The 12,488-nt window shown below is 72.0% G+C and carries 11 protein-coding genes; 7 read left to right on the top strand and 4 right to left on the bottom strand.

Going from position 1 to position 12,488, the window contains the following annotated elements; all coding sequences use genetic code 11:
• Window positions 1–45 precede the first annotated feature (45 nt).
• Complete coding sequence (locus QOZ89_RS05670; protein ID WP_071052425.1) at window positions 46–570, bottom strand: MarR family winged helix-turn-helix transcriptional regulator; 525 nt, start codon at window positions 568–570, stop codon at window positions 46–48.
• Between the two features lie 225 nt (window positions 571–795).
• Here QOZ89_RS05670 and QOZ89_RS05665 point away from each other — a divergent pair, with 225 nt between their 5' ends.
• The 5 genes from QOZ89_RS05665 to QOZ89_RS05645 all read left to right on the top strand — a co-directional run bounded on the left by QOZ89_RS05665 (window position 796) and on the right by QOZ89_RS05645 (window position 4,120).
• On the top strand, window positions 796–2,379 hold the full coding sequence (locus tag QOZ89_RS05665) for a DHA2 family efflux MFS transporter permease subunit (protein WP_071052474.1): 1,584 nt from the start codon (window positions 796–798) through the stop codon (window positions 2,377–2,379).
• A 272-nt stretch (window positions 2,380–2,651) separates the two neighbouring features.
• Window positions 2,652–2,963: a hypothetical protein gene (locus tag QOZ89_RS05660; RefSeq protein ID WP_071052426.1), complete on the top strand. Its 312-nt coding sequence runs from the start codon at window positions 2,652–2,654 to the stop codon at window positions 2,961–2,963.
• Between the two features lie 26 nt (window positions 2,964–2,989).
• Window positions 2,990–3,199, top strand: a complete 210-nt coding sequence (locus QOZ89_RS05655; RefSeq protein ID WP_071052427.1) for a hypothetical protein — start codon at window positions 2,990–2,992, stop codon at window positions 3,197–3,199.
• A complete protein-coding gene (locus QOZ89_RS05650) occupies window positions 3,180–3,344 on the top strand; it encodes a hypothetical protein (RefSeq protein WP_157910598.1) in 165 nt (54 codons plus the stop codon). The genes QOZ89_RS05655 and QOZ89_RS05650 overlap by 20 nt, the downstream gene beginning before the upstream one ends.
• Before the next feature lie 242 nt (window positions 3,345–3,586).
• Window positions 3,587–4,120, top strand: a complete 534-nt coding sequence (locus QOZ89_RS05645) for a flavoprotein (RefSeq protein ID WP_071052428.1) — start codon at window positions 3,587–3,589, stop codon at window positions 4,118–4,120.
• Window positions 4,121–4,302: 182 nt separating this feature from the next.
• Here QOZ89_RS05645 and QOZ89_RS05640 read toward each other — a convergent pair whose 3' ends face one another.
• Window positions 4,303–5,142, bottom strand: a complete 840-nt coding sequence (locus QOZ89_RS05640; protein ID WP_071052429.1) for an NUDIX hydrolase — start codon at window positions 5,140–5,142, stop codon at window positions 4,303–4,305.
• A 400-nt stretch (window positions 5,143–5,542) separates the two neighbouring features.
• Window positions 5,543–6,346: a Clp protease N-terminal domain-containing protein gene (locus QOZ89_RS05635; protein ID WP_083419594.1), complete on the bottom strand. Its 804-nt coding sequence runs from the start codon at window positions 6,344–6,346 to the stop codon at window positions 5,543–5,545.
• Between the two features lie 855 nt (window positions 6,347–7,201).
• Here QOZ89_RS05635 and QOZ89_RS05630 point away from each other — a divergent pair.
• Window positions 7,202–7,966, top strand: a complete 765-nt coding sequence (locus QOZ89_RS05630; protein WP_071052430.1) for a class I SAM-dependent methyltransferase — start codon at window positions 7,202–7,204, stop codon at window positions 7,964–7,966.
• A 522-nt stretch (window positions 7,967–8,488) separates the two neighbouring features.
• Window positions 8,489–11,068: a hypothetical protein gene (locus QOZ89_RS05625; RefSeq protein ID WP_312623164.1), complete on the top strand. Its 2,580-nt coding sequence runs from the start codon at window positions 8,489–8,491 to the stop codon at window positions 11,066–11,068.
• A 43-nt stretch (window positions 11,069–11,111) separates the two neighbouring features.
• On the opposite strand, the gene QOZ89_RS05620 is transcribed toward QOZ89_RS05625, so the two are convergent.
• Window positions 11,112–12,365, bottom strand: coding sequence for an NAD(P)H-dependent oxidoreductase (locus QOZ89_RS05620; protein ID WP_241842201.1), 1,254 nt, complete (start codon window positions 12,363–12,365; stop codon window positions 11,112–11,114).
• Window positions 12,366–12,488 lie beyond the last annotated feature (123 nt).

The following is a 12,488-nucleotide window of genomic DNA, read 5'->3' as shown; positions in this document are numbered from 1 at the left end:
CGGGCGCGGAGCGCCCGCCATATGACCACCCCACGTGGCGCGGCCTCAGACGGGCCGGGCGAAGCTGGCGGGGACGCAAGGGCGCATCGCCTCTGGGACTGCGGGCTCGGCGGCGAGGACGCGCATGAGGAGCGCCAGTAGCTGCTCCTGCTCGGCCGGCGAGAGCACGCCGAGCGAGCGCGGCGGGACGGTGAGTATCTCCAGGGCCTGGGCCAGGACCTGCTGGCCCTCCTCCGTCATCGCGACCGTCTTGGCCCGTCGGTCGGTCGGGTGCGGCTCGCGGCGGGCGACGCCGCGGCGCTCCAGGATGTCCACCACGCTGGTCAGGTATGACGGGTCGTGCCGGAACGTCTCGATCAGCTCGCGCATGGGGCGCGGCCCGGACGCGAGCACCATGAGGATCTTCATGGCGGCCGGAGTAAGGTCCACCGCCTGGCAGACGTCATGCATCCGGGTATGCGCCTCGCCGCCCATGGTCAGCGCCAGCATCGCGCGCCAGGTCTCCCGGGCGAGCGTCGCCTCCTGGGTGAGCGCCGCCTCCCCGCCAACCTGCCCAGCGGCCTCGATCATGCCTTGATGGTAGCGGCTGACGTCACGGTGCGGTCATTGTTGCAACAATATGTTTGACACCACTCAACGATCGCCCGCATGCTGGGCGACGACAGCATCGTTCTCGTCCCGTCCGCTCGCCGGAGGGGCCGCGTCCGGGCCCTCCAGGTCGGCGTAGCCGACCCGGAATGGTCGGCGGCGCGACCGACCTCCCCGCGTCTACCGCCCTCTCCCCGGGAGATCATCGTGCCCGACCAACCCACCGAGGCCCCACCGCCGGCCAGCGCCGCGCCAGGACCGGTCACCGACAAGCTCGACCCGGCCCTGCTTCGCCTCGCCGGCACCGTCATGCTCGGCGCGATCATGGTGATCCTGGACACCACGATCGTCTCGGTGGCCATCCACGACCTTGGTAGCGAGTTCGACACGTCGCTATCCACGATCTCCTGGGTCACCACGGGCTATCTGCTCGCGCTGGCGGTGGTCATCCCGCTGGCCGGCTGGGCGGTCGAACGGTTCGGCGCCTTCAGAATGTGGAACATCTCGCTGGCCCTGTTCGTGATCGGCAGCGCGCTGTGCGGCCTGGCCTGGTCGGCGCCGGTGCTGGTCCTCTTCCGGGTGCTGCAGGGCCTCGGCGGCGGCATGATCATGCCGATCTGTATGACGCTGCTCGCCCAGGCGGCCGGCCCGCAGCGCATGGGCCGGGTGATGAGCATCATCGGCGTCCCGACGCTGCTCGCCCCGGTACTCGGCCCGGTCATCGGCGGTCTGATCGTCGACAACCTGAGCTGGCGCTGGATCTTCTACGTCAACCTGCCGATCGGCATTCTCGCGCTGTTCCTGTCCTGGCGGGTGCTGGAGCGTAGCGACCACGGGGCATCGCACCACCGGCTCGACGTCTTCGGGCTCGCCTTGATCTCACCTGGGCTCGCCGCACTCGTCTACGGCCTGTCCGAGGCTGGCAACAGCGGCGGCTTCGGCGCGACGAAGGTGCAGGTCGCGATCCCGCTCGGCGTCGTCCTGCTGGTCGGGTTCGTCGTGCACGCCGTGCGCCGGGCCGATCCACTGCTCGACATGAAGATGTTCCGCAACCGGTCGTTCAGCGTCGCGAGCATCGCCACCTTCGTCATCGGCGCCATGCTGTTCGGCGCGATGTTCCTGCTGCCGCTGTACTACCAGGTCGCCCGTGGGCAGAGCGCGATGGCCGCCGGCCTGTTGCTCGCGCCCCAGGGCCTCGGCGCGATGATCGCCATGCCGCTCGCCGGGAAGATCTCCGACCGCCGCGGCCCCGGCTACGTCGTCCCCGTCGGCATGGCGGTGACGCTGCTCGGCACCCTGGTGTTCACCCAGGTCGACGCGCACACCAACGAGGTCGTGCTGGCGCTGTCCTTGTTCGTGCGCGGCCTCGGTTTCGGCGCGGCGATGATGCCGGCGATGGGCGCCGCGTACCAGACGCTCGCGCCGACGGATGTGCCAAAGGCGTCCACGACGCTGAACATCCTGCAGCGGGTCGGAGGTTCGCTCGCGACCGCGCTGGTCGCCGTCGAGCTGCAGCGCGGGATCGCGAGCCGGCTGCCGGGCCTCGCCGGCGGCGGGGAGGGGGCGCTCGCCGCGTCGTCCGCGCAGAAGCTGCCCGCGGCGATCGCCGACAAGGTGGGCGCGGCCTTCGGCGCGACCTTCTGGTGGATCATCGGCCTGTCCGCCATCGGCCTCGTCGCCAGCCTCCTCCTGCCGCGCCACCCCGCGGGGTCCGCCCACGCCTCGGCCGCGGCCGAGGCCGAGGCCGTCGGGCCCAGCGTGCCCGCCCGCCAGGTCGTCGCGGTCGAGTAGGCAGCGCGGTTGCCGCGCGAGGGCCCCGCCTCGGGCCGCACGGCTCCGCACAGCACAGCAGCACAGCAGCACAGCACAGCAGCACAGCACCAGGAGAATCCCCAGCCGGCGTCGTCGGCTGGGGATTTCTCGTTGTCCCCCGCACCGACGGCTACGCCCGACCGGTTACGCTTTTCCCGATCTCGGCGGGGGTAGGTGTATAGAGCACGGATTGTCTCTGGGCCGCGGCTGGCGCGCCGGTCCACAAGTGGCCTGCCGCGAGGAGGACCCAAATGTCGACAGATGAGACCGAGACAACACCCGGCTCCCGCCCCAGCCCGGTGGCGGCCACCGGCTCCCGTTCCAAGCCGATGGCTACTACCGGCTCCCGACCCGGCCTGGTGACGCCCATGGGTTCCCAACGGTGGTTCGGCGCGCCTCGCTATCTCGTCCTGTGCCTTCTCGGCGTCGCCATGCTGGGCTCGCTCGGCGGCTGGATCGCGATGGTCCTGATGGACAAGGAGGTGCCCGACGGCTTCCCGGTCGTCATCGGCACCGTCATCGGCGGCCTCGTGGGCATAGCCGCCACCGACAGATCCTCCTGACGACCGGCCGACGACCGGCGCGGCCCATGGACAGAGCACGCCTCGCCGATCTGCTCTCGGCTGGCGGCGCGGTCGCCCGGCTCTGTGGCGACGCCTTGGCGGCCGGTGCGACGTTCGAGGTCTGGGACGACGACGTGGAGTCCGCGGAGCACTGGTACCGGCTCTGCGGACGTCGGACGGGGACGGTGGCGCGAGTCGGTCAGCCGTCGATCGGGAATGCCCGAGGCCGTCGCTGATCTCGCTGCCTTCCCCGGGCCGGAGCTGGTAGTCGGGCATGTCGACGCCCGCCCCGCGGGTGGCTTCTACTCCCAGATCTTCCTGGCTCCTGACCTCGACAGGGTAGTCGCCTGTCTGGGCGTAGCTCCCTCGCCGACGACCTGAACGCCGAAGGCCGACCGGCCTCGACACGGGCTGGGGGGCGGGCGGCGGAAAGGGCCGCGGCGCCTGACGAGGGTGGGCGGCGTGTCCGCCGCCGGAGGCCGGGGCGGCCTGCCAGGCCGCTACCGCCGCTACCCGCCGCGCTGCGGGTAGCGAGCGGGTGGCATTCTCGTGATGTTGATGTCGGACTGGCGCCGAATGGTGCTGGTCTGGCTGGTGAGGCCGGTGCGAGGGAGGGGTGCCTGGTGAGCCGGCGCATCGTCTACGTGATCGTGTGCGGAGCGGGGCCCGCCGGGGACGTCGGGCGGCTGGTGACGCGCGCCCGGCAGGCCGGCTGGGATACCTATCTTGTTCCCACGGACACGGCGCGGCAGCACTTCCTCGATGTGCCAGCGCTCGAGGAGCTCACCGGCCACCCGCTGCGCGGGCGTTTCCGGACGACCGGCGAGCCTGGCCGCCTGCCCGGCGCCGACGCCGTCATCGTGGCGCCGGCGACCTACAACACCATCAACAAGTGGGCCGCGGGCATCGCCGACACCTACCCACTCACCCTGCTGGCCGAGCTGACAGGTGCCGGTGTGCCGATCATCGTTCTGCCCTATGTCAACTCGGCGTTCGCCGCCAACCGCGTCTTCACGCGCAGCGTCGACGAGCTGCGAGCCAGCGGGGTGACGGTCCTCTACGGCCCAGGCGCCTTCGAGCCGCACCCGCCGCGCGGCGGAACGATCGACACTTTTCCTTGGGATCTCGCCGTTCAGGCCCTCGACGTCAAGGTCTAGCCACCGCCGCGACCTCGTCGCCATCGTGCGGGAACACCACCGCCGCCGGCACGACCCGGTAGTTCGACGCATCCGACGAGTACTCGGCCCGGCGCCGCGCCGAGGCGTCGACCTCGCGAAGCCCGGCCCGGGCCAGCGCCCCGTCAACGCCTCGGATCGCTCACCCACCCATCCTGTCTCTCTTACCCTGATCCCGCGGTCTCGGCGCGAGGGCCAGTGGGGGTGCCTGGGCCCGTCTCCCGGCCCGCCCGGCCAAGCCCTTGCTGGCCGTGCTGGCCGTGCTGGCCGTGCCGATCGAGGACGAGGGCCAGGTAGTCGGCAGTGGGGCCGTCAAGGGCCGCCAGGTCGCCGGGCGCCGAGACGAACGCGATCTGGTCGAGTTCCGGGTCGTGGCCGCGCGCCTTCTCGGCCTCGAGCAGGGACGCGTACTGGTCGCGCAGCGACGTGACGGGCCTGGGCGGGGCATGGAACAGGACACCGACATCGCCCTGAGTGCTGAGCACGAGGCACTGGAGGCCGAGGTCCTCGGGCGCCGCCTCGGTTCCGGTCTCTTCTCGCAACTCCCGGGCCGCGAGCGCGCGAAGCCCGTCAACATCCAAGGGCTCGCCCTCGGCCTTCGGTGGCTCGCCTGTCCCGCTGGGCAATTGCCAGCGGCCGGGAGCGGCCGTCCACGACGCCATCCGCCCGACCAGCAGCCGCTCGTCGTCCGTCGGTTGCAGAATGCTGACGAAAAGGTGCGGAAGCCAGCAGGTGGCACCGGGAACCTTACGCAGCACGTAGCGCCGGTATGTCGTCCGGATCCAGGCGAGCACCAAGCCGTCAGGGCCTTCCCGCGCCAGCCCGCCGGACGCGGCCACCGACCCGTCGAACATGCTCGGCTGGGCCAGGAGGGCGTCGTCCCATGCGCGGTTGGTGAGGTTCTGCTCCTCGGCCGACAGCCGCGGCGCCTCGACCTCCACCAGCCGGAGCCGCTCGGTCGTCAGAACCATGAGCTCGTCCGGCGGAGCCAGCCAGTCCGTCACCGGATCAGACTCGCACAGCCGATGCAACGCGCTCCGCACCGGAAGGCACCACGTTCCTCCGACCGAAGCCACCGGCCGGTCCGGCCGGTGGCTTCCGTGTCATTCCATGAGATCGGCTGGCCGGCGCCGGCGTGCGCCGCGGTGACCGCACGGGTCACGTCCGGCATGGTGAGGCCGTGGCCGGGTGCGCGCCTTCGCGGCGCCGATGCCCCAGAGCGACGCGTTCATGGCACCTCGTTCTGGTGCCGCGCCGGCAAAGGTCCGCCCCGTCCGCGACTGTTCATGATCGCCACGGGCATGTCGCCGCGGTCGCGATTTGGCCCGATTCACGACTACGGCGACACGGTGGTGGTGATCTACCAGTCGCGTGCTGGCGGGCGAACGTTGGTGGGGGGCGGCACTAGGCACCGCCAGCCTCACTGTCCGGACGGGCGGCGGCCTGGGCCGCGGCGACCACTTGGGCGATAAGACCGGCGATGTGTCCCTCGGAGGTGCCCTTTGTGATGCCCAGGTCACCGAGCAGTGGCCTGCCTTCCTCCAGGTTCTCCAACTCGAGCAGGGCGAGCAGGATGTGTTCGGTGCCGATGTAGTTGTGGCCGAGGCGCAGCGCCTCGCGGAAGGTCAGCATCAGCGCCTTCTTGGCCCGGCCGTCGAACGGGACGAGCTTCGCCGCGGATCCCGCTCCCCCGGCCGAGCTCGTCTCGACGCGCGGCGGCAGCGCCTCCGTGGCGGCGGCGCGGACCACGTCCAGCGAGACGCCGGACGCGACGATCACCTTCGCCGCGATGGCCTCAGGTTCGGCCAGCAGGCCGAGCACGAGGTGTGCGGGGGTGATCTGGTCGTTGCCTGCCGCGATCGCCTCGTTCTGGGATGACATCACGACGTTGCGGGCCCGCGGGGTGTAGCGGGCGAAGCCCTGGTTCGGATCGAGGTCCGACGGCTCGCCGGGGTCCTTCGGCACGAAGCGCTTCTGCGCGGCCTGCTTGGTGACGCCCATGTTCCGGCCGATCTCCGTCCACGAGGCGCCCGAACGGCGCGCCTGGTCGACGAAGTGCCCGATCAGGTGGTCAGCAACGTCGCCGAGGTGATCGGCCGCGATGACCGCATCGGCGAGTTGGTCGAGGGGGTTCGAGTGCACCGTCTTGATTGCGTCGATCAGGTCGTCGAGCCGCACGGGTGCCGTCATCAGCACTGGTTCCACCATGCGTCAACCATAGGTTGACGAGAGATCGTCGTCAACCTATGGTTGACGACACCGGGCCATCCGTCGCCGATCTTCGTTGACCAGGCGTGGACGCCGGTCCACATACCCGGCCAGCGATCTTTGGCATGCCCGGGAGGCGGTGGGCCGCACTGATCACGAGCCGGGTATGCGCCAGACGAGACAAATCGGGCCATGCGACGCCAGTCCGCATACCCGCCCGGGGATCACAACCGAGCCCCGCCGGCCGAACACCGATGATCGCTGACAGTGGATGAGAACCGGCGTCCGGCGCCCCACCGACACCCATCCCCGCGAGACCTGCGAGCAAGGCGCCGACGCCGGACTGGGAGCGAGACTGGGACAGAGAGCAGGAGCGGGACCGAGAGCGGGACCGGAAGAGGGAGAGGGACCCGCGGCGGCCGGCGCGCAAGCACGGCACCGCCAGTCTCTGGCCGGCGGTGGAGACGCGTGCGAGCGGACAGCCGGCGGGGCGGCGCGAGCGGCACCGCGCGGCTCGGCGGGAGCCGAGATGCATAGAGGATGCCGGTCGGTCGGCGCGGTACGGGGGGATCCGCGCCGGCCCGGCCGGCATTCACTCGATAGTGCCGCAAGACAAGGGAAGTGTCGATACCCGCGGCATGGTCGTTCGCCCGTCATCGTCGGTACCAGCGATGCAAGCGCCCCGATCCGGCACGGCGCGAGCGCATGTGGGCAGGTGAGCCCGGCCGGGCGGGCGCGGGCGTGATACGGCGGTCGCTCTCAGACGGCGACCACGCATCTACGACAGGTCACCGCGTGGAGGACACTGGCAGCCCCGCCTCGGAGACCGGCCGCGGGCGCGGGGATCATCGGAGAATGGCTACTCCCCCGACGAAGCTCGACGGGCCCGCCGACAGCTACGAACGAACCCGGCCCCGGTACCCGGTCGAGCTGTTCGCCCACGCCGTCACCCTGCTGCCGGCGGACGCCCGGCCGACGGTCGTGGACGTGGGCGCGGGCACCGGGATCGCTCTGGAGGCGCTGCTCCCGCAGCTTCCCGCCGACGCGGAGGTGCATGCGGTCGACGTGTCCGGGGAAATGATCACCCTCGGTAAGGAGAAGTTCCCGCAGGTGGCGTGGGAACAGGGCAAGGCCGAGGAGTTCCTCGGGCGGTTCACAGGCATCGACTTCGTCGTGTCCGCCCAGTCGTACCAATGGATGGACCGGCCAGCTTTCCTGGCTGCCGCCGCCCGAGCACTGCGGCCAGGCGGGGTGTGCATGGTCGTCCAGAACAGCCGCGACTTCCAGGTAGGGGGCCTCGCCGCAGAGTACGAGAACCTTCTCGAGGAGATCTCGCCCTTCCACAGCCGTAGCCGCGCCTTCCAGCCCATCGATGTCGAGACGGAGTTGTCGGCCCACTTCGACGAGGTGGAACGCCGCGCGACGGAGTGGCGGCAGCCACTCACGATCAACGAGTTCGTCGCCATGGGCTCGTCGTCGACTCAGGGCCAGCGCGCCATCGCCGCCGCCGGCCCGTTGTTCCTCCGTCAGGTCCGCGCGCTGTGCGCCAAGCACGAGAAGGACGGCCGAGTCCTCCTCCCCTACGTGACCGAAGCCTTCTACGGCAGGGCCCGTGCCTGACGGGCGCGCGTCGGTCCTGCCGTGCCGCGGCTGGTGGCCAGATCGCCAGCCCGACCGGGTCCACCGAGCCCAGGAAGACCGGCGACCCGCGGCGGATCCTCGCGGGCGGCCAGCCGAACGACTTCCACTACCGAACGTTGACGCAACCGAGGCGAGCAGTTATCCACAGGTTGCCGGACGTGACTACGCAGGCAACGCTTTGTGTGGTAGCACCTCTTTGTCAACGAATACGCCGGACTGTCCGGACGGTCCGGCGCCGCAATTTCTGCCAGACAGCCAATACTCAAGGGGCGATCGGCACCTGTGTCGGTCGCGCGGCCGCGTCGTTCCGCCGTTCGCGACGAGCCATCCGGGCCGAGACGAGCCATCCGGGCTGAGTTGTCAGCGCATCGCGCTCGCCACTGGTTCTGGTGGGATGCCGCGCCCCAGCGCGAAGGCGTCCCCATGCCATGCCTTACTGGGAGGGCCCATGCGTCCCGGCTTTCACCGCCGCCCCCGTCGCCCGGCCGCGTGAGCCGCCCGATGACGGCGACCACGCCACGCACCGCGCCACGCGGCCGGCCCGATCCCGCCGAGCTGGTGACCGGCCGGGGCGGCGCACGCGGGTCGTCGCGCGCCGGGCGGGGCGTGAGCGACCGCGGTCGCTGGGACGCCCGGGCGGGCCGCGGCAGCGGCACCGGCACCGGCACCGGTGAGGACGCAGCCGCCGGCCTCGGCCCGGCAGGCACCGGCCGGGCAGTCAGCGACCTGTCGGGCGGTGGCCCGACGGGCGGTGGCTCGGCGGACGACGGCCTGACGGACGGCGGCCCGGCAGGCGACGGCGGCTGGCCGCATGGTGTCGGCTCGTCGCCCCGCTGGACGTCGCCGCCCCGCCGGGGCTCGCTGGCCTCCCGGGGTCGGCCGGCCCCGACGTGGAGCGGCGGTGGGCGAAGCGGCCGCGCATGGGCCGGTGACGGCGCGCTGGCCGGCTGGCCAGGTGTGGCCGAGATCCTCCGTGGGCTGGCCGCGCTCGCGTCGCTCGTCGCGCTCCTGGTCGTCGTCCCCGTCGTGCTGTGGGCCTGGCGAGCCAACCCGCTGCCCATGGCGGGCCAGCCGTATGCCGGGTGGGATGTCGTCGCCGCGGTGAGCTGGCTGCTGTGGGCATGGCTCGTCGTCTGCGTCGGCTTCGAGATCGCCGCCCAGCGGGCACGGGCGACCGGCCGGGACCGGGCCGCCCGGCCGGGAGGGACCAGCGGGGCAGCCAGAAGCAGCGGACGGTTCGAGCCCGGCGCGCCGGGCAGCAGGCCGAGCGGCACGCGTCGCGGTCGAGGCGGCAGGCCGAGCGGTGAGGCGGCCCCGTCCGGCCCGGCCGCGCGAGCCGCCGACGAGGCGCGGGGCAGGCGCCGGCACGCGGCGCCGGCACCACCGTTCGTCCGGCGGGGCGCCGCCCGCCTGGTCACCACCGCGGGCGTCGTCGTGGCGGCCCTGATGTCCAGCCGCGCCGCGCTCGCAACCACGGAGCAGGACCAGCGCCCGGCCACCGTCGCGACCGCGACCGCGAGTCCGGGCCCGGCCGACACAGCCAGCCCGATGAACCACAGCGTCGACACTCCGGCTGGGCCTGCCTCGTCGACCGGTCCGGTCGACCCAGTCAGTCCAGTCGCCTCCGCCGATCCCGGCTTCGACTCCGACTCCGACTCCGGCTTCGGCTTCGGCTTCGGCTTCGGCTTCGACGGCTCCGGTCCTAGTTCCGGGGACCCGACCAGTCGAGTCGATGCGGAGGACCCAAACGGTCCGGCCGGACCGGATGTCTCCGGCGCGGCCGGGGGTGACGGGCAGCCGGTCGCGCTGCTCCCCACGGCCGGTAACCACACCGTCCAGCAGGGCGAGTCTCTCTGGTCGATTGTCGAGGACGGCTACCCCGAGGCGGCTCCCGCCCAGATGCCCGCCGCGGTCGACACCGTCTTCGCCGCCAACCGCGGCGCCGCCGATCCCTCCGGCCACCGCCTCGCCGACCCGGACCTGATCAATCCGGGTATGCGGCTCGCGCTGCCCGTCCTGGACGCGGCCGGGCGCGCCGCCCCGGCTCCTGGAGGCGGCGCTCCGGCTCCCGGCAGTGCCCCGGCTCCCGGCAGTGCCCCGGCTCCCGGCGGTGCTCCGGCTCCGGGCGGGGCTCCTGCTCCGGGCGGGGCTCCTGCTCCACGCGGCGGCGATACTCCGGCATCACCTGGGGGCGCGCCCGCAGGGGAAACGCCGCGGACGTCGACGCAGCCGCCCACGGCGTCGCCGGGCGGCGCGCAGCCACCACCCGCGCCGACACCACGGCCGACGCCGCCGGCCAGCACGCTGGCCACGCCGGGCGCGTCACCGACGACGACACCCGAGGCAGGGCCGTCATCCGCCGCCGGCCCGGCGTCTCCCGGCCGGACGACGGCGAGCGGTTCGCCGACCGGTCCCGGAGCGCCCTCGCCCGGCACCGGCACCGGACCCCAGACGCCCGGGACCGGCGGAACGGCCGATGGCCGCTCGGGAAGCGATGGGACGGCGGAACACATCGGGCCGAGCCGGGGTGCGCATGACGTCCCGAAATGGCAGGCCGAGACGTGGGTGACCGCCGCCGGCCTGCTCGGGGCCGCGACCGTCGCCTCCGTCTCCTCCTCCCGGCGCCGCCGCCGTGAGGAGTCCGAGTCGGACACGATCTCGGTCGCCGGCCCGGACGGCGACTCCTCGGACAGCGGGCCAATCTCGGTGGAAGTACTGCGGCCTGCTGACCCTCCCCCACCGCCACCCGCCCTCGGGACGGATGCCGATGCGGCCCGCCGTTTCAAGGCCCTGCGGGCCGCTCTCCTGCTCGGTGAGAAACACCTGCGGTCCGGCAGTCCCGACGCCGCCCTGGCCGCCACGCAGGGCGGCCTCGTCGTCCACCCCGCGCATCCCGGTCTGTTCGCGCTGCGGATGCGTGCCCACGCGGCATCCGGCGACCACGTCTCGATGACCAGCGAGTACGGCGCCTATCTCTTTGCCGAACAGGCAAACCCCTCGTGGACCGGCGAGACTGACCGCGATCTGGAGAATCTCTACTGGTCCCTGCGGCACCAGCTGGAATCAGCCGGCGGCCCCTGAACGAGCCGCACCCGCCGGAAGGTCGACCCCGGACGATGGGTCGTCAGGCAGCGGCGACAGAGCGGAGCGGAGCGAGCGCCGCGCTCCAGCTGACGACCTGGTCGAGCATCGTGTGCAGCGCGGCCAGGTCCTCGTCGCCGGCCTCGAAGACGGCGGAGGGCCCGGAATCGGCCATGGGCGACAGAACCAACCGTTCACGGACATCCGCCATCATCAGCTCACCAGCGATCAGCCGCAGGCGCTCGACCGCCTGGCCGCCGACAACGCCATACGACACGAACCCGACAGCCTTGTTGTTCCATTCCGCGTACAGGCGCTGGAGCGCGCCCTCGAACATCCGGGAAATACCGTGGTCGCGGTCCGAGGCGACTATGACAAACCCGTCCAAGGAAGCGATCCTGGCTGCCCACTCAGTCGCGTGGTCGTGCCGGTCATGGCTGGCCAGGGACGACAGCGGCACGTCCGGCGGAGGCGGCGAATAGTCGTGTGGGGCGACCAGTTCGAACTCGGCGTCACCGCGGCGCGAGGCCACGTCGCGGACCCACGTGGCCACCTGCTCGCCCCCTCGATGGGGCCGCTCTGAACCGAGGATGACGCCGATCCTGATCGGCGCGGGTTCTCCCGTTCCGCTCGGGTCCGTCGCCGCGTTCGCGGTGGTGGTGAGGATTCGCGGACGAGCCGGTTGCCGGGGTATCTCGGGATCGGCCCGGATCGGACGTTGTCCCGAGCGCACCGGTGACGGGAGCAGCCGGTAACAGCGTTGGATGAGGAAGGCGGCGAGCGGAAGCTCGGCGAAGCCGGCGAGCGCGGCCGACACCCAGACATCGGATGTACCGACATCAAACGAAATGTCGAACCATGCGTCGCAGATGAGCAGGACGGCGGTAGCCGGTCCGGTCAGGAACACGGCGCGGTGACGTCGCCAGCCGAGTACGACGGTGGCCGCCATGGCCGTGATCAGTATCGAGTCGAAGCCCACCCACGCGGCGCGCCACTGGTGGACCTCGCGGTTCTCCGGCAGCGTCACGGCGAGAAGGATCGTCCACGGAACGAGGCTGGCGGCGCATATCGCGAGAAGCTCCAGCGTGTGCCGGGACTGCGGCCGCATCGGGGCAGCCGGCGCGGCGCGGCGGGATGCTCGGGGCGTCGCCGCTCCAGCCGACGACCCGCCCGACAGATCGGGAACGATGCCGGCCTCGAGGAGAGCCCGCAGCCGCCCGGCCCGCCCGACGGCGACGGCCCGCCCGACGAGCCCGGACACAACCCGCCCGATCTTGCCGTCGCCGCGGGCAGCCATAGTCGCCTCCTTGGCCGGATCGTTGTCACACTGACGAGTACACGTCCGCCAACGGTCGACAACAATCGGATTCCATTGCCTCGTTCTGCCCGGGGGCGTCTGTCGCGGAGCTCACCTCGGCGC

Source organism: Pseudofrankia coriaricola (assembly GCF_032027725.1).
In the GTDB taxonomy this organism is placed as follows: Bacteria; Actinomycetota; Actinomycetes; order Frankiales; family Frankiaceae; genus Pseudofrankia.
Note: the sequence above shows the minus strand (reverse complement) of the source record. Positions and strands in the feature narration are given on the sequence as shown.